A 20,872-nucleotide genomic window follows, 5' to 3' on the forward strand; every position below is an offset into this window, starting at 1 on the left:
CGGTTGAAATCTAGGCGAAAATCCAGCGCGTTTTTTGGCGATAAACCTCGTCCGGTTGCACCAAAATTGTGGGAAAATCAGCGTGATTTGGCGCATCCGGCCAGTGCTGGGCTTCCAGCGCAAGTCCGCAGTAATTCGGGCTTTGCGTTGCCGCGTCATACACTTGGAGACCGGGCGCATCGGTTTCAACTGTCATCCGCGCGGATGGACCGCTCAACACGGCACGACCGCCCGTAGCCAGGCAAAAGTTATGATCCAGCGGCGGCACCCCTTCCATCAACCGCCGCCCTTCGCGGAAGTCATAGGGCGTCCCGCTCACATCACTGATTTCGCCGGTTGGAAGGCTGGTGTCATCTGTCGGCAAGTAGTGATCCGCGTCGATTTGCAGATGATGATCTGCAAAATTGCCGCCTAAGTTCCAATAGGAATGATTGGCGATATTCATCAGTGTCGGCTGATCCGTGCGCCCTTCGATCTCCAACTCCAGCGCCGAGCCGCCCAAGCGGTAGCGTGCGATAATCTCGCGATTGCCCGGAAACCCGGCCTCGCCATCTGCGCAGGTGATGCGGAAGACCACCGTTTCACCTTCCAGCGCCATATTCCAGACCCGCAAATGCAGCGCAGCCGAGGCCCCATGCAGCATATGCGGCGCACGGTTCACCTCGAACCGATGCAGAACGCCGTGAATCTCTCCGCGTCCGTATCCGATCCGGTTGGCCACTGGTCCCACCAACGCGCCAAAGACGCGGCGCCGCCCTTCGTAATCCGCCATTGTCGCCCCGCCAACAGTCATCTCCTGACCGCTGAACAAAACCGATTGCACCGTCGCGCCGTAGCTCAGAAAAGCGACCCGCAGCTCGCCATTGTCCAGCACCGCGCGGTGCACGGATGCGCCTGCTTTGCTCGTTCCAAAGGACGCTATAAGGGCCGCCATGTGACATCCGCCGCCCCGATCAGAAGCCCATCAAATTCGACCTCATGGGGGTTGTAATTGATGTAGAAGCGATGCGCCCCCGTGTCGCGCAGGCGCAAGCCATCGGGCGGTGAGAGCGTGACCAGACCCGCCACCTCGCACAGATCGCGCAAGATGCGGTCCAAAGCAGTCTCATCCGGCCATCCCGCAAGATAGTGCACCCTGTCCGCGCGCACCATCGCAGGCCGCCCGTCGACTACACTTTCGACCACCTCGGCATCGCCCTCAAGATGTTCAAACCACTTCACCAGAACACCACCCCGCGTTAGCGGGATCAGCTCGGAGGGCGGGACACTTTCCGTGAACGCAATCGTCGCATCCAGCCCTGCAATGCCCGGCCCCATCGACGTCGGGATCGTCAGCTCCGCCGTCTTCGTATTCGTGCGCGGCCCCAGCACCGCTTGCCCGTCGAACGTTGCCAATGCTTCTCTCAACGCGTCCGACAGCTGCAAAAGCCCCGGCGCAAGGACGATTTTATAGCCGCTCAAATTAGCGCAATCAGGCGGCAGAACATCAATCGAAAGCCCCAGCTTGCGCAGCCCGCGATACATCTCGAAACACAGCCGGAAATAGTCAAAATCCGCGCCTTGAGGCTGCGTCTCCCACGCCCATTGCGATGCATAATCGAAGACCAGTGCCACAGGAGCCTGCGTCACAGACACGTCCGGTGCGTCCTCCAATTCCTGAGCCACTTGCGCGGCCTCAGCCAACCCCGGAGCTGCCTCGGAATCAGGGCGCAACAACCCCGCATGCATTTGTTCCTGCGCAAATGGCGCTTGTCGCCAGCGAAAGTATGTGACCGTCTCGGCCCCGTGGGCAAACGCCTCCCACGCCCAAAGCCGCGCCATGCCGGGCAGGGGGGCAGGATTATACGGCGCCCAGTTCACAGGCCCCGGCTGCTGCTCCATCACCCACCAGCGGCCCTTGCCGACAGCGCGATACAAGTCATGGTGAAACGCCTGAAAATCCGGATCGCCCTGCCGCAAATAATGCTGCTTGTGCTCGGGGGCTTCCTCCAATCGATCCGATAAAAACCCAATCGGGTAGCTGTCCCAAGACGCGATATCCAGATCCGCACCCACGTCGTAGTGATCGAACGCCGTCACGCGACCCATATAGTTGTGGATAATCGGCGCGTCCGTCTGCGCCCGGATCAGCCCCACCTGCACCTTGTTGAACTTCACCACCATGTCAGAGCTGAACCGCCGAAACGCCATCACATGGCTCGGGTTCGGTTCAGTCACCGTCAGGTTTGGCAGCTCGATCTGCTCGAAATGGTCATACTCCATCGACCAAAAGACATTGCCCCACGCCGCATTCAGCGCGTCAATGGTGCCATAGGTTTCCGCCAACCAGTTCTGAAACGCGCGCTCCGCCGCGGGCGAATAGGACAGCGCCGTGTCGTGGCAGTCATACTCATTATCCGTTTGCCACGCAGCGATGTGCGGATTCGCCCCATAGCGCCGCGCCAGAATGTCCACGATCCGCGCACATTCCTCGCGGTAGCCGTCATAGCTGAAATCATAATGCCTGCGCGATCCAAAGCCACGCGGCCGTCCCTCCGCGTCCCAGGCCAGCATGTCCGGATGCCGGTCAAGCATCCAGCGCGGCGGCGTCGCCGTCGGCGTGCCAAGAATCACTTTCAGCCCTGCCGACCCAAGCACGCCAATCGCGCGGTCCAACCAGTCAAACTGCAAATCCCCGAAGGACGGCTCCAGCCGAGACCACGCAAATTCCCCAATCCGGACCCAGGAAATTCCCGTCTCGACCATCCGCGCCGCATCCTCGGCCCAGATCGCTTCTGGCCAGTGTTCTGGGTAATAACAGACGCCTAATGCGCGCTTCATAAGATCACCTGATGTTCTTTTTGCCCTGTCGCATTAACCTTAACGGCGAAGGTCATCCCGTTTGTCGGCTCCAAGTCCCGCTGCACCTTGGAAACCCCAATCGCCGCGCTTGTGCAATAGAGCGTTTGCAGATCGGGCCCGCCGAAGGCCGGGCATGAAGTGTGACGCGCGGGAAACTCAATAGTTTCAACAAGTTGCGCGTCTTGACTGTAGCAGGCGACCCGCCCAGCGCCCCATTGCGCCAGCCATATCCGTCCATCGGCATCAATAACAGCGCCATCGGGGTTTAAACCTTCGTCGCGCAAATCCAGCCACAGCTCCGCAAAATCGTCCGGCATCCCGTCCTCTGCTCGCAACGCCTGCCGCATCACCTGTTTGGTCGCTGTATCCGCATAATAGGCAAAGCGCCGATCTGGCGAAAAACAGATCGCATTCGGGATCGTGACGTTCACATACAGCTTCGTCAGCGCCCCCTGATAATACCGATAGATCGCGCCCAAATCCGGCTCAGCATTCTTGCCCATTGTGCCGATCCAAAACCCGCCCCAAGGGTCCGCGCGCCCATCGTTCGAGCGTGTCACAGCGGTCTCCGCTTCCAGTTTCACCAACAGCTCAGAAGTGCCGGTTTCAATCGTGAAAACATAGAGCCCGGTTTCCGAGGCCATAAGCAATCGATCCTTATCGACCCATCCCGCGGCTGAAATGTTTTCATCAAATTGCCATACTTTTTGATAGCTATCTTGATGCGTTATTAGCTTTTTGCCATCTATATCGAACCAGAAGAACTGTTGCCGCTCAGGGTGCCAAAGTGGCCCTTCGCCAAGCATGCAAACGCTGTCATCAAAGACAACGCTCATGCCACTGCCCGGTCATAAGCTGCCACGATATCCTGCGCCCGCGCTGCTACTTCGCCCATGCTCATCCCAGGTTTGTAGATCGCCGAGCCCAATCCAAATCCGTCTGCGCTCGCTGAAATCCAGTCCGCGAAATTCTCCGGCCCTGCGCCACCCACAGCGTACACTTTCGTACCTTTCGGCAAGATCGCCCTCATCGCTTTCAGCCCTCCGGTGCCTGCCATATCACCCGGAAACAGCTTTAACCCATCCGCGCCCGCCTTCAGCGCTGCAAACGCCTCGGTTGGCGTAAACACACCCGGCCAGCTCTCCATGCTGCGCGCTTTGGTGCGCGCGATCACCTCTGCATCGCAGTTTGGCGAGACAATCAACCGTCCGCCCGCTTCCGCGATCGCATCGACCTCACATGTGGTTAACACTGTGCCAGCGCCGATCACCGCATCCGGAAACGCGTTAACCATTCTGGTGATGCTCTCAACTGGCTCCGGAGAGTTCATCGGCACCTCGATCCAGTCGATGCCAGCCTCGATCAACGCGCCACAGATCGGCACCGCCTCATCCGGCGTGACCCCTCGCAAAATTGCTATCAACGCCCGTGTCATGCCGAGATCCCTTCCCGCAATCGCGCCGCATTCAGTCCCGCAATTGTCATCCGGTCGCCCTGCACGTGTGTCGCAGGAACCCCCTGTTCGGCCAAAGCCGCCACGTAAAGCCGCGCGACCTCTGGCGCGCCAATCACTGCCACCTTTTGGCCCAACCAATACGGCCGCGCCGCTGCCAGTTCCGCGCCAATTAAAAGGCCCGAAAGCCGCGCGCGTCCAACCTCAGCGGCTGTTCCATTAACCAAACTCTCCGCCCGGATCGAAAAGAGCTTCGCCGCCAACTTCTCTGGTCGTGCCATCGAATCCGACAGGGCCTCTGAGAACGCGCTTTCGTCCCAGTTTGCAGTCGTCACTGTGTGCCGCAGCACCGATTGTTCTGACAGCAAGGCAAACAGCTCCCCTGTCATAAATGTCTGGAACGAAACGATTTCATTAGCACTCACCAAAACCCATTTACTATGAGTTCCGGGCAAACAAATTACCCCGTCCCATCCTTTGTTCAGGGCGAGAAACCCCGCAATTTGCGTTTCTTCCCCGCGCATCACATCGGCTGGTTGCACCTGTTTCACTCCCGGCAAAACCCGCACATCCAAGCGCGCGTCCGAGGTCGGCGCATTAACCATCTTCACCTGATCCACTGCCGCTGGCACACTCGAATAAGGCGCTTCAACCCAGCCTTGGCGCGCGCCGACCATGCCGCAAGCCAAAACCGGCGTCCGGTCTCCCAACCAATCCGACACGAGCGCCAAAAGCGCTCCCTCAAACTGGTTACGCTCCAACGATCCCATGCCATCGTCCGACGCGCGCTCGTCCAAAACAGACCCGCCCGACATTGCGTAAACGCGCAAGTGCGAGGTGCCCCAATCGACCGCTATCCAGTCCGGTTTGCTCATCCCGTCGTCACCACGCCGCCGTCGATCACCATGACCTGACCGGTCATCATTCGGCTCACTTTTGACGCCAGATACAAAACTCCGCCAACCACATCCGCCGGCGCCAAATGCTCTTTCAAACACTGCTTTTCCAAATGATCCGCCAAGCTCTCTGGATCGGCCCACATATCCAGCTGTTTTTGCGTCAAAACCCACCCTGGAGCCAACGCATTAACCCTGATCCCATCCGGTCCAAACTCGCGCGCCAAGCTCCGCGTCATGCCCGTAATCCCCGCATTCGCAGTCGTGTAAGACGGATAACCGCTGTTACCCATCATGTAGCTGACAGAGGAGAAGTTAATAATTGCGCCACCCTTCGCCGCCTGCATCCCCGGCAACACCGCCTGACACGCAAAGAAGTACGCTTTGAGATTAATGGCTTGCGACCAGTCCCAGAATTCTTCGTCGACAGCCAGCGTCTCATGGCGCTTATCATTCGCTGCATTGTTAACCAGAACAGAGATGGCGCCATGTGCTTCCGCCGCGTGATCAATCGCACTTTTCAGCGCGCCAATATCGGTAATGTCACACGGCAAGAACAAGGGTCGAACCCCGTGCTTGCCTTCCATTTCGTCACAAAAGTCTGACGCGTCCGAGCGTTGGACAAACGCCACCTGCGCGCCTTGCTTCAGGAATCCTTCCGTGATCGAGGCTCCAATGCCCGCTCCTCCACCTGTGATGAAGACAGACGCGCCTTTTAAGTCTGGAAATACGGCGTCCATCAATGGCTCTCCCGCGTGACGGGGCGGGTGTCTTTGCCCACAAGAAAATCCAGATCAGCGCCTTGATCTGCTTGAAGCACATGATCAATATACAACTTTGCATAGCCTCTTGAATAATTAGGTTCATCCGATTGCCACATATCTCGGCGTGCTTTCAGCTCAGTTTCATCAACCATCAACTCAAGTGTGCCAGAGGCCGCCGACACCTTGATCCGGTCGCCTGTTTTAACCAAAGCCAAAGTCCCGCCTGCCTGCGCTTCCGGCGACACATGCAAGATCACAGTCCCATACGCTGTGCCCGACATTCGTGCGTCTGACACCCGGATCATATCGCGCACACCCTGCTGCACCAGTTTCTTTGGGATCGGCATATTTCCCACTTCCGGCATCCCCGGATACCCTTTCGGCCCGCAGCCTTTCAGCACCAAAATCGTCTGTGGTGTGACCGGCAAATCATCGCGGTCGATGTTGGCTTTCAAGTCCTCGATACTCTCAAACACGAAGGCGTCCCCTTCATGTTCCAGCAATGCGTCAGTCGCAGCAGACGGTTTCACAATCGCGCCATTGGGCGCCAGGTTCCCGCGTAAAACCCGTAATCCTGCGGCTGGTTTCACGGGGTCATCAAAGCCATGGATCACATCACGATTGTAGCATTCAGCGCCGTCTGCATAGGCGCTGATATCGCCACCCAGGACGGTCATCGCGGGTCGCAAATGGTCTTTGAGTTCATTCAGAACAACCGGCATCCCGCCCGCATAGCAGAAATCTTCCATCAGGTATTTGCCCGATGGCATGCAGTTAACCAACAGTGGAATCTCTCCACCGATCTCAAAATCCTTGAGATCAAGGTTAACACCGACCCGTCCCGCGAGTGCGAGCAGGTGGACCACCGCATTGGTCGAACCGCCCACAGCCGCATTCGCCAGGATCGCGTTCTCAAACGCTTCCTTGGTTAATACGTCAGACGGTTTGATGTCCTCGTCGACCATTTCCACAATCCGTTTGCCGGTCAGATGCGCCAGCGCCATCCGTCGCGCGTCAACGGCTGGCAAAGCGGCGTTTGTGGGTAAAGACATCCCCATCGCTTCGACCAAAGACGCTATGGTCGAGGCCGTGCCCATCGTCATGCAAACGCCTGCACTGCGCGACATGCCAGACTCGGCGGCCATGAAATCCTGCAAGGTCATGTCGCCCGCCCGTACCGCTTCCGAGAACTTCCAGACATCCGTGCCCGATCCGATGTCCTGCCCTTTGAATTTCCCGTTCAGCATCGGCCCTGAACTGACCACGATTGACGGTAAATCCACCGACGCAGCCCCCATCAGCTGTCCTGGCGTTGTCTTGTCACAACCGCCTAAAAGCACAACGCCATCAATACCATAGGCGCGGATCGACTCCTCGACATCCATACTCAAAAGGTTCCGAAACAGCATTGCTGTCGGCTTCATCTGTGTCTCGCCCAGGCTCATCACCGGGAACTCAACCGGGAAGCCACCGGCTTCCCAAACGCCGCGTTTCACCCCCTCGGCCAAGGTTCGCAGGCCGCTGTTGCATGGTGTCAGTTCCGACCACGTATTGCAGATGCCAATCACCGGACGACCATCAAACGCGTGATCCGGAAACCCTTGGTTTTTCATCCACGACCGGTGGATGAAACCGTCCTTGTCCAGCTTGCCGTACCAAGCGCGATTGCGGCGATCTTTGGTCATATCTTGCGGCCCTCCAGGACCCAGATTGTCTCGGGGAAAGCCCAGGGCAGTGCAACACCCCGCGCCGTTAACGATTGCCCGGTTAACCTTACCGGACCGTTCTTCAACTCAAGGGCTCCGCGCGACAAATGGCTGCCATCGGCTTTGTTCAGCAGGTTGATCTCATAGACGGCGTCAGGCTCCAACCCTGTTAACCTTAGTAAACGCGGCGAGATTTGGGTGCTATTGGAAATCTGTGTGCGGAAGACCACAAACCGGTCGCCCTCGGCGCTGATTTGCTGCTCTGCCAGAACTGCGGCGTCTTCTGTATCAAGCCGCAGGATGTCCGCGCCCATCATCCAGCTGCGGTTCTCTTTCCACCAAGCGGTGATCAGTGTCAGCGACTCCGCCTCGTCGTCGGTCAGCTCGCGCGGGTCCATTTCGAAACCCATATGACGCTGCGCCGCAGTCCAGGCGCGTAGCTTGATGTTCAGCTTGCGCCCGGATGTATGACAGATGCGCGGCCCGACATGGCTGCCGGTGATTGCGCAGGGCAGAAATAGCGCGGAATCGTGTTGAATCCGCGCACGCTCTACGGCGTCGTTGCTATCCGAGAGCCAAACGCGCTGAGTAAATTCCATCATCCCAAGATCAATGCGACCGCCCCCGGAAGAGCAGTTTTCAATCTCAACCTTCGGGTGGGCCGCCCGCAGGCGGGCAAACACATCATAGATCCCATAGGTTTGTGCCGCATCCGAAACGGGCAGCACACGATTATGGTCCCATTTGATGTATTCTATCTCATTATTGCTTAAGAGTTTGGAAATTTGATTTACGATATATTCCCGCACATCAAGGCGAGAGAGGTCGAGCACGCGCTGCTGACGCCCTTCAAGCTGATCCATCGCGCCCAAAATCCAATCGGGACGCGCGCGCGCGAGGTCGCTGTTAAGGTTAATCATCTCGGGCTCGAACCACAGCCCAAAGCCCATTCCCAGTTTGCGCACATGATCAATAAGCGGCTTTAGGCCCGCGGGCCATTTGCGCGGATCAATCTGCCAATCGCCCAAGCCCGACGTGTCGTCGTCGCGCAACCCGAACCATCCATCATCCAGCACGAAGCGCTCTGCGCCAAGGGCGGCTGCGCGATCTGCAATCTCACGCAGCACCTCGAAATCATGGTTAAAGTAGACCGCTTCCCAGCAGTTGTAATGAACGGGTCGATCCCGCTTGACCCAAGGCACCAAGGTCTCGCGCACATGGCGCTGCATCGGCACCGACACGCTGTTATAGCCAGCCGTGCCGGCGATCAGAACTAGCGGAGCCGTTGCGAACTCTGTGCCGATCCGGGCAGAGCCATCGGCATGGCCCCATTGCACCTGGCGACGCCCATCAGGCAGAGCCTCGATAATCATTCGATGACCGCCCGACCACGCGTAAGCCATTGAATACGCGACACCATCTGTGTTCGACAGCGCCGGATCATGCAGGATCGCGAAAGGTGGATGATCATGCCCCGACCGCCCCTGCCGCGCCTCGCGCATATGGATGCCGTGGCGAATATCTGACCGGTGCACGCGCCATTCGCCGACCCATTTGCCCGCGACGTCAGACACCTCGGTGCAACCCTCCGGCACGGGCAAGACGGGAGCTGCCAACCGGTGCAGCAACACCGGCTTAGACGTGGTTAACTGAGTGGAGGCCTCAATCATCGGCCCGCGCGTATGAAACACGAAGACAACTGTCAGGTCGTCATCACCGACGGTGATACGCAGCGTGTCATCACTCTCATCCCCCTTCGAAAACCGATCCGCCGACATAAAGCGCAACCGCGTTTGCAGCAGTTTGCCGTCGCGATAGGCCATCAGCCCCGGTTGCCCGGCAAAGCCCGTGGCGGCCTCAGGGCAAAGCGACAAGGGCGCGATCCCGTCCAGCATCCCGCCGGTGAAATCCAGCTGACCGGTTTTGGCCAACGCCTCCAGATCCTCGCTTTTCGGCAAGGGTGGGCCCCAATAGCTCACCCATGGCACACCACCATCCGAGGCCAGCGCAATCGTCTGCGCTGTCGTATCCACACGCCATGTGTGCACTATTTGACGGCGCCCAGCGTGAGCCCTGCGATGAAGTGCTTCTGCATCAGAAAGAACATCGCGACCGGGGGCAGGGCCGCCACGATGCTGCCTGCCGAAAGCATGTGATAGGCCACGCCGAACTGCGCGTTGAACGAGGTGATGCCCGCCGTCACCGGCTGCGCCTCTGGCCCTTGGGTCAGCACGACCGCCCAGAAATAATCGTTCCAGATAAAGGTAAAGACCAGCACCGCCATCGCGGCCAGCGCGGGCTTCATCAGCGGTAGCACCACGAACCAATAGATGCGCCATTCTGCGATGCCCTCAACCCGTGCGGCCTCGATCAGCTCGAAGGGCAGGGCGCGGATGAAGTTGCGCATGAAGAGCGTGCAAAACCCGGTCTGGAACGCGATGTGGAACAGCACCAGCCCCATCTTTGTATCATACAGACCCATCTGCAGCGTGAGGTCGCGCACCGGGATCATCAGAATCTGGAACGGCACAAAGTTGCCCGCCACAAACATGAAGAAGATCAGCAGGTTCGACTTGAACCGGTAGACCCCCAGCGCAAAGCCCGTCATCGATGACAGGATGATGCAGCCCAACACGGTGGGGACTGTGATCAGGAACGAGTTCATCAGGTAACGCGGCATGTCGCTTTGCGTGAAAACGGCCATGTAGTTGGTGAGGCCTTCAAAGGATGTCGGCGCCCCCCAGTAGTTGCCGGTCGCGAAATCTGCCGCTGGCTTGATCGAAAAGATTGCGACCGCGATCAGCGGCAGCAGCCACATGATCAGCGCGAGCGGCAAAAGGCTCTGATAGGTGAATTGCCAAGAGCGGGAGGTTTTCTCAATCGGGGTCGGAAACATCGTTAATGCCCCCGTTCTTCGCGGAACATTGACCAGAGGAAATAGGCGATGAAGATCAGCATGATCAGGAACAGCACCACGGCGATGGCCGCGCCGTAGCCCATGCGAAAGCCGTATTCCGACAGCGCTTTTTCAAACATGTAGAACGACAGCACGCGGGATGATCCAAACGGCCCCCCATTCGTCATGATCGAGATCAGATCGAAGGACCGCAGCGCCCCGATAATAGTGACCACAAAGCAGATGAACGTCGCCGGTTTCAGCTGCGGCAGGATGATATGCCAAAGCATCCGAAAGCCCTTGGCCCCGTCCAGACGCCCGGCCTCAATCTGCTCAGGATCGACCGCGTTCAGGCCTGTCAGATAGAGGATCATGCAATAGGCCGTCTGCGGCCAAAGCCCTGCGGCGATGATTCCGTAAGTCACCATCGTCGGGTCGCCCAGCACGTTGATCGGCCCCAGCCCGACCCAGCCCAGCGCCGTGTTCAGCAGCCCGAAGGACGGGTTGTAAAACCACGCAAAGACCAGACCTACGACCACCTGAGAGATCACAAATGGAAAGAAAAACAGCGACTTATAAAGCCGGATACCCACGACTGTCTGATTCAGGAACAGCGCAATGAATAACCCCGCCGGGATGGCGAGCAAGTAAAAGGCGAGCCATTTGACGTTGTTCCAAAGGGAGACTTCAAACGCGCGGTCGGTCATCAGTTCCTGATAGTTTGCGAGGCCGATATACCGCGCCTCGCCCAGCCCGTCCCATGCGTAAAGCGACAGGTTGAAGCTCTGGAAAATCGGGATGATGACGTAGACCGCGAAGAACAAGATGCCGGGGGCCAGAAACAGCCAAGGGGTCAGCGCAATCTCGTTTCGTTTGTAAAACGACTTGCGACGCGGCGGGTTCATATCCGGAACGGTGGCAACGGTCATAGCGGCTCTCCGATGGGTCTTTGACCAGAAAAGCCCGTGCGCACGCGAGCTTATCAGGACAAAGCGGGCAGGGCGCTGCGTAAAGCCAGCGCCCTGCCGAAAGCTCTTAGTAGACGCGCTGACGCACGCTCTCCAGACGGTTCAGGATGTCATCCAGATTGTCTGGGAACACCATGAACTCCTGCAGGCCCTGCATGGCTTCCGCTGCCATTTCAGCCGGGAAGTCGCGGTCAAAGAACTGTGCCACACCGCCGGGGCTGTTCGAGGAAAGCATCTCGAAGCCTTGATTCAGGAACTCGTCATCATCGACCGACGAAGACGCGTTGACCGGCAACTGACCCAGGTTCTCACCATTGTTGATGAGCGTCTGGTTGTCGGCCGATACGACAAAGCGCAGGAACGCGCGGGCGTTGTCCTTGTTGGTCGCATTGGCCGGGATGTGGAACGTGTCCGTCGGTGCGTTCTCAGCCAGCTCAAGCCCTTCGGTGATCGCGGGGAACTGGTAGAAGTCGAGCTGATCGTCGGTCAGACCCGCCTCGCGGAACTGCGCGACCGAGAAGTTGCCCATCAGATAAGCCGTCGCCTCGCCACGCACCATGAAGGGCAGCGCTTCCTGCCAGCTATAGGACTGGTGGTTGTCGATAAACGCGCCCATGTCGATCAGCTCACGCCAGTTGGCGAAAGTCGCGCGCACACGATCATCGGTCCACGGAACCTCGCCACGGGCCAGCTCCATGTGGAAGTCAAAGCCGTTGGTGCGCATGTTCAGGTAGTCAAACCAGCCGCCCGCGGTCCACAGGAACTTCGACCCGATGGTGTAGCATTTGCGACCCGAATCCAGGATCACCTGGCAGTTGGCTTTCTCCTGCTCCCACGTGGTCGGCTCTTCCAGACCCAACTCGTTAAAGATGTCCTCGCGGTAGTAGATGCCCCACTGATAATAGGTATATGGCACGCCCCACTGCTTGCCATCGATGGTCATCGCACCCTTGGTCGACGCCAGATTGGTGGCGATGTCTTCTTCCATCCACAGATCCGATACGTCCTCGAACAGACCGGCGGACACATAAGGCGTCATGCGGTTTGCGGCATACCATGTCGCCACGTCGGGCGAATTGGCCGTCAGGAAGTTACGGATCTGCGTCTTATAGGCTTCGCGGTCGATGACCGTGGTTTCGATGGTCAGATCGGGGTGCATCTCTGAGAAGCGGGCGATCATGTCCTCCATCGTCGCGCGCGGCGCGGGGTTCGATGTATCAAGGAAAATCTTCAGATCGCCGGACAGCTTTTCGCCGTGGCCCTCGGCCGGCGCACCGCCTGCCAGAACAGCCGTTGTCGCAAGCGCCGCGATGGACGCTTTGAGCATGGAATGCATGGTTTCCTCCCTAGTGCTTCCAGAATTTTCAGTTTCATTATTTGAAACTTAGTTTTGTATATTGAAATCATAATCCCGACTCGCCTATGCTTGTCAACAGCGCCGGTCACGGGATCATCAGAATCCCGGTCTAGCGGGGAGGAGAAGGATGAACGCACCGCGTAATGGCGACGGCACCGTGGGCAAAGCCCTTGATGTGCTCGATCAGGTGGCTGGCTTTGGCCGCCCGGTGCGCTTTGGCGAACTGCTCGCGGCGTCGCCCTATCCCAAAGCCACGCTCTACCGCTTTGTGCAGACACTGACCTCACAGGGCATGCTCAGCTATGAACCGGATCGTCAGGTCTATTCGCTGGGCGTGCGTCTTGTGCGTCTGGCCCATGCCGCATGGCAACAGTCCAGCCTCGCGCCCATCGCGCGGCCTCATCTGGATGCGCTGTCTGCCAAAGTGGGCGAAACGGTGCATCTGGCCCAGCTCGATCACGCGCAGGTTCTTTATGTCGACAAACGCAACGCCAAAGACCCGGTCGAGATGTATTCCCAGGCTGGCAAGGTCGGCCCCGCCTATTGCACAGGCGTCGGCAAGGCGATGCTCGCGTTTCTTGAGCCGTCCGAACAAGACCGCGTGATCGCCCAGCAGAGCTTTCACCGCTTCACCGATCACACGCTTACCAGTGCCCGCGCGTTGCGCGCCGAGCTAAGCGATATCCACGCCAATGGCTACGGCTTTGACCGCGAAGAGCACGAGCCCGGCATCATCTGCGTGGCCCACCCCATCCTGACCGCTTCCAATCGCGTGCTTGGCGCGCTGTCGGTCACCTCGACGACGCAGCGGACCAATCTGGCCGCCCTCGAACGGCTCGTCCCCGATATCCGCGCCGCCGCCCACGCCATCGCCGAAGAGGCTGGCGCGTGGCATTTCCCAACCCAAGTCTCAACCGCAGGATCCTGACATGACCGGAGTCACTCTTTCCAACGTCATCAAGCGTTACGGCGAAACCCAAGTGATCCACGGCATTGATCTGCAGATCGAAGACAGCGAGTTTTGTGTCTTCGTCGGCCCGTCAGGCTGCGGCAAGTCCACCCTTCTGCGCATGGTTGCAGGGTTGGAGGAAACCACCGAAGGCCAGATCAATATCGGCCCCCGTGACGTGACCCGCCTTGATCCCTCTGACCGGGGCGTCGCGATGGTCTTTCAAACCTACGCGCTCTACCCGCATATGAGCGTGGCTGAGAATATGGGCTTCGGCCTCAAAATGAACGGCCACCCCAAGGCCGAGATCGACCAGAAGGTTGCCGCCGCCTCCAAGGTCCTCAAGCTCGACGACTATCTCAAACGCAAACCCAAAGCGCTCTCAGGCGGTCAGCGTCAGCGTGTCGCCATTGGTCGCGCCATCGTGCGCGGGCCCGAAGTGTTCCTCTTCGACGAACCCCTCTCCAACCTCGATGCCGAACTTCGCGTCGAAATGCGGGTCGAGATCGCGCGCCTGCATCAGGAAATCGGCGCGACGATGATCTACGTCACCCACGATCAGGTCGAAGCCATGACGCTCGCCGACAAAATCGTCGTGCTGCGCGCTGGCCGCATCGAACAGGTCGGCGCGCCCATGGATTTGTATCGCAACCCCGACAACCGTTTCGTCGCGGGCTTCATCGGCTCGCCTGCCATGAACTTCCTTGACGGCCAGATCACCGCTGGCGATGTAGAAGTGCCGGGCCTGAAAGAGACGGTAAAGCTCCCCGTCACCATACCCTCCCCAGGCACCCAGGTCCAAATCGGCCTGCGCCCCGAACATCTGGTGATGACCAAAGGTGACACCCACCGGGTCGAGCTGACCGAGGCGCTGGGCGGCGTCTCCTACGCCTATCTTGTCACCCCCACGGGCGAGAAGATCATCGTCGAAGAACGTGGCGATGAACGCTCCAAGATCGGCGACATGGTTGGCCTCAGCTTCGAGACGGATCGCGCGATGCTGTTTGACACACAGACCGAAGCGCGCATCAGGTAGACGTCGCGCCGATGCAGCGTCGCCCCACCTTGCGCGGTGTATTGGCGCTCTTTCGGAACGGCTCAACTCTCTTTTGATTTTATGCGGTAGGCTGCCTAATTTAAGGAACCCACACAGATCACCGAGCGCACGGCCAAGATGCCCAAAATACTGTCTGTCAGGATCGCCGAGGTCTGTCGCACGATTGAATCGGACCTTGGCCATTCATGGCGCATGGGCGCTCTTGCCACTCAAGCCGGTATGGCCCCTCACCACTTTCAGCGCTCCTTCGCAGCTGTGACCGGTGAAACCGTGGCAGGCTACATCCGCAGCCGTCGGCTGGAACGCGCGGCATTGGCGCTGCGGGACACGCCTGACCGGATCATCGACATCGCTCTTGAGACCGGGTTTCAGACCCATGCCGGGTTGACCCGCGCCTTTACCGCGCATTTCGGCATCAGCCCACGGGACTTCCGTCAAAAAGGTCTCCCACCTCAGAACGAGGGTTTGCCGCCAAGGCCCTATCTGCGACCCCTCTCATCGCGCACGTTGATTTCAAACTGCGATCTGGTCGAAATTCCCGATCAATGGATGTGCTGTCGCCAGACCAAGGGCGTGCAAGACGGCGTCTATTTCAGTGATATCGAAAGCATCCATCACGACTTCAAAGCGTTAGGCACCGAACTCGGAAGTCGCAACGCTCTGCTGGCCACTGCTTTTCCCGAAGGCCCCAAAGGATACAATGATCCCGATGCGACGGCGCTATATGGCGCAATCGCGTCGGATCGATTTGATCTGGCATGGTCATCACAATGGCGGGGTCTGCCCGGCGGTCTCTTTGCGGTTTTTCCTCATTTTGGGCCGTTCTCGACGCTTCATTTGTCATGGCACCGGTCCGTCAGGGCTGGGTTCGATCAACTGGGCGTTGCCTTTCGCCCATCCTGGATGTTCGAAACCTATCTGTCAGCGCGCCCGGATGCGCCAAAAACCGAAATCTCCGCTCTGATCTTTCTGCCGGTGCAGAAAAGCACAATCGGGAAAGCGCGCGACGCATCTGCGCCTTAGGTCATCATCAATTGCAAATGATGAGGTCAGTGGATGCCCCTATTGTCAGTTTCAAATGATGCCGAACGTCTTGTCTGCGACGCAACCGACGATCTCGCGCATGTCGTGCAACGCATCGAAAACCCCTCACACCGCAAGGCGCTCTATGCAGAAATGGCCGCACGGCGAGAGATGGCAGAACCCGTCCTGAACGCGTTTGAGGCCAGACGCGAGGCGTGCCCCGAAAAGGTCACCGGGCCACTGAATGGTTTGCCGATCACGGTCAAAGACCAGATCGCGGTCGCGGGATGGCCGACGGGCTTCGGCATGGAGCGCCTCAACGTCAAACCCGACACCCGCTCGGCAACGCTGGTCGCACGATTGCAGGCCCTCGGTGCCGTCGTGACCGGCAAAACCGCGCTGCCCCCCAACGCCATGGATTTTCAAACCGGCAACAAACGCCGTGGCCCGACATGTAATCCGCATAATCCGCTCTTCACAGCAGGCGGCAGCACCGGGGGCGGGGCTGCGGCTGTCGCCAGCGGTATGAGCCTCTTGGATATTGGCGCTGACCTCGGCGGTTCCTTACGCATTCCCGCGGCATGGTGCGGCGTGACATCCTACACCCCAAGCGAGGATCTGTGGCCCCGCGATGGCATGTTGCGCGGCGCGCAAAAGCTGGACCATTTCGCCCGGATCGGGCTGACCGCAAAGACTGCGTCAGATCTTCGCTACATCTCGCAAACCCTCCAGTCAAAAGCACAAGCCGCCGATACTGCAATCGCGCAATCCCGTCTCGCCATATGGACGCCGGACCGCCAGAAGATGGGCGATCAGGTCACCCTAGAGAGGTGGGATCGCCTTTCCAAGAAGCTGCAAACCGTTCATCCCGCAACCCTAGCCGATCCGATGACGGCTCTCTTTGATCCCGAGATCTACCGCTTGGCGGGCGAAATCATCGGATATGAAACAGGCGCGCTGGTGCCATGGCCGATCCGCTGGATCATGCGCCGCGACCGGCACGCACAAGACACGTCGCCGGGGTTCGTTGCCCATGTGCATATGGGCTACAAACGCGACCACACGCGCCACAAGGCAAACCTGAGAATGCTCGCCGAACGACGGGCCTCGGCGCTGACAGCATGGCGAGATGTGGACGCCTTGCTGTTACCGGTCTCAGCCGTCTGCGCGTTCAGGCATATAACGCCCCTGCGCGATCAGAACGGGGTGCGGACCTATGATCAGACCTTTGAAACCGGCGCCGGGCGGCTGGGCTATTTCGATGCGCTGACACGGTTCACCTTGCCACTGACGGTGCTTGGTTGGCCCGTTGTCACACTGCCGATCGGCTATGATGACAACGGGATACCCATCGGGGCGCAACTGGTGGGTAAGGCTGGCGCGGACAGCAAGCTCCTTGCGCTTGCCGAGGGATTGCAAGACGCTTTGAAGTAAACCCGCCCCGGATCAGGTCCGCGGCACGCCCTGCTTGCCCATCGCGTTGGACCGTTCAATCAGATCAACCCCCATCTGATGGAACAGATCGCCATAGTCCAGCGTGACCCAATTCTCTGCGATCTGGCCACCGGCAATGCGGTAGAAATCCATCACCCGAAGCGTCATCGCCTTGCCGGTCGCAGGCACGCCCAGATATGCGCCCTGATGCGTCATCGTCATCGACGGCCAGCCCGAGATGGCGGCGTAATCTCCGTCTCCGAAGCGGCAATAGTGATTGCCGCCCTTGCGGTCCGGGAAGGCACGCAGGAACGGCTCCCGGTGATCCTTCACAAAGCCCGACCACTGGAAGTTCGAGCCAATGCCCGCAGGCCCATACCACAGCATATCATCCGCCCAGACGCCATTGGCGCCGGTTTGCCCTTCCGATCCAAACGTCTCTGGATCATAGACATGCAGATCGGACAGCATCGCCTCCACCACCGCGAGGGATGCCGCGCCGTCGCCCTTCGAAGGCAGCAAACCATCTTGCGTTGCGGGGGCAGGAAATGTGAGCTCGGTGCCCAAAGAGGGTAGGGGCATCGTCCCGGCTTGCACCATCAGATCGGGCAGATCGAAGATGATCTTCGCCTCGACAATCTGACCGTCCTCAATTCGGTAGAATTCGCCTGAGCGCAGCCAGGCCATGCGATGCGATGGGGCAAGACCAAACAGGGGTTTCGTGAAGTTGCCAATGTAATGCGTGATACAGGCGCACCAGCGCCCTCCGGCCTCGCGCATATTCTGACCGCCGACGAAGATCACATCGCGGCGGTGGAGCCCCTCGAAGGCTGCGCGCAGGGGGGCGACATAGTCCGCAATTATCTCCGCGCGCCCCGCACATTGGTTAACGGGCCAAGCGACATCCCAGAGTGATTCCTGTGCGATTACCGCCTCTGCCTGTGCCTCACCCCGCCATAGCGCTGCAAGATCCTGCTGAATTTCTGCCCTAAAATCTGTCACTTAACTGGCCTTCCCTGTTTTATTTTCCGCAATTGGCAGATTTGACTTGGCAAAGGCGAACTCGGGAGTCTAGCCTTTTTGCAAACGTGTGCAAAAAATCGCACCACGACAACAGGGAGACGCGAATGGCTGAGATTCAGCTTCGCAACGTCGGAAAGCGCTGGGGCTCTTTCATCGGCGTCAATAACTTCGATCTGACCATCGGAGACGAGGAATTTCTGGTGCTGCTCGGTCCGTCCGGCTGTGGCAAAACCACGACCATGCGGATGATCGCAGGGCTTGAAGACCCCTCAGAAGGTGACATCCTGATTGGCGGTCAGCGCGTCAACGACAAAGAGCCGAAAGACCGCGACATCTCGATGGTGTTTCAGTCCTACGGCCTCTATCCGAACCTGAACGTCTACGAGAACATCCGCTTCCCCCTAAAGGTCCGCAAGATCGACCCTGCGACCCATGACGAACGGGTCATGCGCGCCGCAGGCATGGTCGAGCTTGAGCCGTTCCTGCACCGCAAACCGGCGGAACTCTCTGGTGGTCAGCGCCAGCGTGTGGCTCTGGCCCGCGCCATCGTGCGCCGTCCGAAGGTCTTCCTGATGGATGAACCTCTGTCGAACCTCGACGCGAAACTCCGCGTCTCGACCCGCGCGCAGATCAAAAACCTCAGCCACGAGCTGAAAGTCACGACCATCTACGTGACCCATGACCAGATCGAGGCGATGACGCTGGCCGACCGTGTTGTCGTAATGAACAAAGGCGTTGTGCAGCAGCTTGGTACGCCCACCGAAATCTATGACCGCCCCGCCAACACATTTGTGGCCAGCTTCATCGGCTCTCCGGCCATGAACTTGATCGAAGGCGAGATCACGGGTGGAACCTTCCGGGCGGAAAGCATGGAAGTGCCCGGGCTGAATGCGCCCGACGGCAAAGTGACACTTGGCTTCCGCGCCGAGGATGCGAGCGTGGCGGAGACCGGCGGTCAGGCGCATGCGCCAGCCTACGCGATGGAGCTTTTGGGCGACAGCACCATGATCACCATCCGCGTCGCAGGCGAACAGCTTAGCGTGAAAGCCGACAAGAATTACCGGTGCGAGATTGGCGACACAGTCCACTTCTCGATTCCGGCTGAAATCTGCCACCTGTTCAGCGCAGAAACAGGTGAACGGATCGGAGGCTAAGACCTCTGCATCGGCCCCGCGCGTGGGGCCTGAAAATGGCCCCTGGGCCTAATACGAAACAGGGAGAGACATATGTTTCTGAAGAACACAGTTGCAGCAATTGCGCTGACGGTTGCCGCAGGCACCGCCATGGCCGATTGCGGCATTTCCGAAGGTCGCGTCAGCATCGTGGGTAACGAGTTCCCCGCGATCCAGACCGTTGGCGCGAATGCGATGGAATGCGCCTCTGATAGCGTCGAGGTCAGCACGAACCTCACCGCCGATCACCAGACGATCAACTTGCCCGGCATGCAGGGCAATCCGGCCGAATACACCTCTGCGATCGTGGCAAACTCGTCCATCGTGGCCTTGATGAACGAAGACGTCATCCGCCCGCTGGATGATCTGATCGCCGCCCATGGTCAAAGCCTCAAGCCCAACCAGATCGTGACGATCAACGGTCAGGCCATGGCGATTGCGTTCATGGCAAACGCCCAGCACCTTGTCTATCGTGCGGACGTCTTGGAAGAGGCTGGCGTGGCTGTGCCGACCACCTATGAGGAAATGCTCGCCGCAGCCGAAGCGATCCGCGCCGCTGGCATCATGGAAAACCCCGTGGGCGGCCCCTATGCCGCAGGCTGGAACCTCGCGCAGGAATTCAACAACATGTTCCTCGGCTTTGGTGGTCAGCACTTCGAGCCCGGCACGGCCAATCCGACCGTCAACTCCGAGGCCGGTGTCAAAACACTCGAGATGATGAAGGCGCTGTCGGAATACATGAACCCCGACTACCTGACCCACGATTCCAACGGCACCAACGCTGAATTCCGCGCTGGGAACACCGCTCTGATGCATATGTGGGGCTCCCGCGCTGCGACGCTCGTCGAAGCCGAAGGTGTTCCGCAAGAGGTTGTGGACGGCTTCGCCATCGCGGGTCCGCTGACAGTTGGTGGTGGCACCACACCCGCTTCCACCTTGTGGTGGGATGGCTGGACTGTCGCCAAGAACATCTCTGATGCAGATGCCGAAGCGACCTTCAAGGCCTTGCTCAACGGCATTGATCCCTCGATCCTGAGCGGCGAAGATGTTGCAAGCCAGGCGGTTTGGCTGATCGACGGCTACGAGCCGACCGAGGCTGCTGTCGGTGTGTTCGAAGCTGCCAATTCCGGCACGGCACCCTATCCGATGCTGCCCTATATGGGTCTGATGCACACCGCCCTGGGCGCTGAGCTGACCGACTTCATGCAAGGCAACGAATCTGCCGAACAGGCGCTCGCCGACGTTGAGGCCGCTTACACAGCCGCCGCCAAAGAGAACGGCTTCCTTCAATAAGGGCGCTATCCCGCGCGGGGCCTGCCACTCACGGCCCCGC

Annotated in this window: 18 protein-coding genes; 6 read left to right on the forward strand and 12 right to left on the reverse strand. The window is 59.1% G+C overall.

Annotation, left to right across the window (positions count from 1 at the left end; translation table 11 throughout):
* Nucleotides 1-10: 10 nt before the first annotated feature.
* The 11 genes from KUW67_RS14255 to KUW67_RS14305 all read right to left on the reverse strand — a co-directional run bounded on the left by KUW67_RS14255 (nt 11) and on the right by KUW67_RS14305 (nt 12,860).
* Entirely contained in the window at nt 11-934 is a 924-nt protein-coding gene (locus KUW67_RS14255) for an aldose epimerase family protein (RefSeq protein ID WP_224825994.1), read from the reverse strand.
* On the reverse strand, nt 919-2,820 hold the full coding sequence (locus KUW67_RS14260; protein ID WP_224825995.1) for a beta-galactosidase: 1,902 nt from the start codon (nt 2,818-2,820) through the stop codon (nt 919-921). The genes KUW67_RS14255 and KUW67_RS14260 overlap by 16 nt, the downstream gene beginning before the upstream one ends.
* Nucleotides 2,817-3,677 (reverse strand): SMP-30/gluconolactonase/LRE family protein, encoded by an 861-nt coding sequence (locus tag KUW67_RS14265; RefSeq protein ID WP_224825996.1) that lies wholly within the window; start codon nt 3,675-3,677, stop codon nt 2,817-2,819. The genes KUW67_RS14260 and KUW67_RS14265 overlap by 4 nt, the downstream gene beginning before the upstream one ends.
* The gene (locus KUW67_RS14270; protein ID WP_224825997.1) at nt 3,674-4,276 is read right to left on the reverse strand and encodes a 2-dehydro-3-deoxy-6-phosphogalactonate aldolase; all 603 of its coding nucleotides are present in this window, start codon (nt 4,274-4,276) and stop codon (nt 3,674-3,676) included. Before KUW67_RS14270 ends, KUW67_RS14265 begins: the two co-directional genes overlap by 4 nt.
* Nucleotides 4,273-5,169, reverse strand: a complete 897-nt coding sequence (locus KUW67_RS14275; protein WP_224825998.1) for a 2-dehydro-3-deoxygalactonokinase — start codon at nt 5,167-5,169, stop codon at nt 4,273-4,275. The genes KUW67_RS14270 and KUW67_RS14275 overlap by 4 nt, the downstream gene beginning before the upstream one ends.
* Complete coding sequence (locus KUW67_RS14280; RefSeq protein WP_224825999.1) at nt 5,166-5,930, reverse strand: SDR family NAD(P)-dependent oxidoreductase; 765 nt, start codon at nt 5,928-5,930, stop codon at nt 5,166-5,168. The genes KUW67_RS14275 and KUW67_RS14280 overlap by 4 nt, the downstream gene beginning before the upstream one ends.
* Nucleotides 5,930-7,639, reverse strand: a complete 1,710-nt coding sequence (locus tag KUW67_RS14285; RefSeq protein WP_224826000.1) for an IlvD/Edd family dehydratase — start codon at nt 7,637-7,639, stop codon at nt 5,930-5,932. The genes KUW67_RS14280 and KUW67_RS14285 overlap by 1 nt, the downstream gene beginning before the upstream one ends.
* Nucleotides 7,636-9,711, reverse strand: coding sequence for an alpha-galactosidase (locus KUW67_RS14290; protein WP_224826066.1), 2,076 nt, complete (start codon nt 9,709-9,711; stop codon nt 7,636-7,638). Before KUW67_RS14290 ends, KUW67_RS14285 begins: the two co-directional genes overlap by 4 nt.
* Nucleotides 9,708-10,556, reverse strand: coding sequence for a carbohydrate ABC transporter permease (locus KUW67_RS14295; RefSeq protein WP_224826001.1), 849 nt, complete (start codon nt 10,554-10,556; stop codon nt 9,708-9,710). The genes KUW67_RS14290 and KUW67_RS14295 overlap by 4 nt, the downstream gene beginning before the upstream one ends.
* Nucleotides 10,557-10,558: 2 nt before the next feature.
* Nucleotides 10,559-11,461, reverse strand: a complete 903-nt coding sequence (locus tag KUW67_RS14300) for a carbohydrate ABC transporter permease (RefSeq protein ID WP_370635005.1) — start codon at nt 11,459-11,461, stop codon at nt 10,559-10,561.
* Between the two features lie 130 nt (nt 11,462-11,591).
* Nucleotides 11,592-12,860 (reverse strand): ABC transporter substrate-binding protein, encoded by a 1,269-nt coding sequence (locus KUW67_RS14305; RefSeq protein ID WP_224826003.1) that lies wholly within the window; start codon nt 12,858-12,860, stop codon nt 11,592-11,594.
* A 148-nt stretch (nt 12,861-13,008) separates the two neighbouring features.
* On the opposite strand from KUW67_RS14305, the gene KUW67_RS14310 reads away from it, so the two are divergent.
* From KUW67_RS14310 to KUW67_RS14325, 4 genes are all read left to right on the forward strand, one after another.
* Nucleotides 13,009-13,809, forward strand: coding sequence for an IclR family transcriptional regulator (locus tag KUW67_RS14310; RefSeq protein ID WP_224826004.1), 801 nt, complete (start codon nt 13,009-13,011; stop codon nt 13,807-13,809).
* A gap of 1 nt (nt 13,810) precedes the next feature.
* Nucleotides 13,811-14,866: an ABC transporter ATP-binding protein gene (locus tag KUW67_RS14315; RefSeq protein WP_224826005.1), complete on the forward strand. Its 1,056-nt coding sequence runs from the start codon at nt 13,811-13,813 to the stop codon at nt 14,864-14,866.
* A 138-nt stretch (nt 14,867-15,004) separates the two neighbouring features.
* Nucleotides 15,005-15,910, forward strand: coding sequence for a helix-turn-helix domain-containing protein (locus tag KUW67_RS14320; protein WP_224826006.1), 906 nt, complete (start codon nt 15,005-15,007; stop codon nt 15,908-15,910).
* Between the two features lie 33 nt (nt 15,911-15,943).
* Nucleotides 15,944-17,344 (forward strand): amidase, encoded by a 1,401-nt coding sequence (locus KUW67_RS14325; RefSeq protein WP_224826007.1) that lies wholly within the window; start codon nt 15,944-15,946, stop codon nt 17,342-17,344.
* Between the two features lie 12 nt (nt 17,345-17,356).
* Here the strand turns inward: KUW67_RS14325 and KUW67_RS14330 are convergent, their stop codons facing one another.
* Nucleotides 17,357-18,346, reverse strand: a complete 990-nt coding sequence (locus tag KUW67_RS14330) for an ester cyclase (protein ID WP_224826008.1) — start codon at nt 18,344-18,346, stop codon at nt 17,357-17,359.
* Between the two features lie 125 nt (nt 18,347-18,471).
* Here KUW67_RS14330 and KUW67_RS14335 point away from each other — a divergent pair, with 125 nt between their 5' ends.
* Both KUW67_RS14335 and KUW67_RS14340 read left to right on the forward strand, forming a co-directional pair.
* Complete coding sequence (locus tag KUW67_RS14335; protein WP_224826009.1) at nt 18,472-19,521, forward strand: ABC transporter ATP-binding protein; 1,050 nt, start codon at nt 18,472-18,474, stop codon at nt 19,519-19,521.
* Nucleotides 19,522-19,593: 72 nt separating this feature from the next.
* Entirely contained in the window at nt 19,594-20,832 is a 1,239-nt protein-coding gene (locus KUW67_RS14340) for an extracellular solute-binding protein (protein ID WP_224826010.1), read from the forward strand.
* Nucleotides 20,833-20,872 lie beyond the last annotated feature (40 nt).

The organism is Cognatishimia sp. MH4019 (assembly GCF_020177595.1).
Lineage (GTDB): Bacteria > Pseudomonadota > Alphaproteobacteria > Rhodobacterales > Rhodobacteraceae > JAHTBL01.

What these genes read in the sequence shown, in the direction of transcription:
- KUW67_RS14255 (WP_224825994.1), bottom strand. Translation starts at nt 934, where the DNA reads ATGGCGGCCCTTATAGCGTCCTTTGGAACGAGCAAAGCAGGCGCATCC.
- KUW67_RS14260 (WP_224825995.1), bottom strand. Translation starts at nt 2,820, where the DNA reads ATGAAGCGCGCATTAGGCGTCTGTTATTACCCAGAACACTGGCCAGAA.
- KUW67_RS14265 (WP_224825996.1), bottom strand. Translation starts at nt 3,677, where the DNA reads ATGAGCGTTGTCTTTGATGACAGCGTTTGCATGCTTGGCGAAGGGCCA.
- KUW67_RS14270 (WP_224825997.1), bottom strand. Translation starts at nt 4,276, where the DNA reads ATGACACGGGCGTTGATAGCAATTTTGCGAGGGGTCACGCCGGATGAG.
- KUW67_RS14275 (WP_224825998.1), bottom strand. Translation starts at nt 5,169, where the DNA reads ATGAGCAAACCGGACTGGATAGCGGTCGATTGGGGCACCTCGCACTTG.
- KUW67_RS14280 (WP_224825999.1), bottom strand. Translation starts at nt 5,930, where the DNA reads ATGGACGCCGTATTTCCAGACTTAAAAGGCGCGTCTGTCTTCATCACA.
- KUW67_RS14285 (WP_224826000.1), bottom strand. Translation starts at nt 7,639, where the DNA reads ATGACCAAAGATCGCCGCAATCGCGCTTGGTACGGCAAGCTGGACAAG.
- KUW67_RS14295 (WP_224826001.1), bottom strand. Translation starts at nt 10,556, where the DNA reads ATGTTTCCGACCCCGATTGAGAAAACCTCCCGCTCTTGGCAATTCACC.
- KUW67_RS14300 (WP_370635005.1), bottom strand. Translation starts at nt 11,461, where the DNA reads ATGAACCCGCCGCGTCGCAAGTCGTTTTACAAACGAAACGAGATTGCG.
- KUW67_RS14305 (WP_224826003.1), bottom strand. Translation starts at nt 12,860, where the DNA reads ATGCATTCCATGCTCAAAGCGTCCATCGCGGCGCTTGCGACAACGGCT.
- KUW67_RS14310 (WP_224826004.1), top strand. Translation starts at nt 13,009, where the DNA reads ATGAACGCACCGCGTAATGGCGACGGCACCGTGGGCAAAGCCCTTGAT.
- KUW67_RS14315 (WP_224826005.1), top strand. Translation starts at nt 13,811, where the DNA reads ATGACCGGAGTCACTCTTTCCAACGTCATCAAGCGTTACGGCGAAACC.
- KUW67_RS14320 (WP_224826006.1), top strand. Translation starts at nt 15,005, where the DNA reads ATGCCCAAAATACTGTCTGTCAGGATCGCCGAGGTCTGTCGCACGATT.
- KUW67_RS14325 (WP_224826007.1), top strand. Translation starts at nt 15,944, where the DNA reads ATGCCCCTATTGTCAGTTTCAAATGATGCCGAACGTCTTGTCTGCGAC.
- KUW67_RS14335 (WP_224826009.1), top strand. Translation starts at nt 18,472, where the DNA reads ATGGCTGAGATTCAGCTTCGCAACGTCGGAAAGCGCTGGGGCTCTTTC.
- KUW67_RS14340 (WP_224826010.1), top strand. Translation starts at nt 19,594, where the DNA reads ATGTTTCTGAAGAACACAGTTGCAGCAATTGCGCTGACGGTTGCCGCA.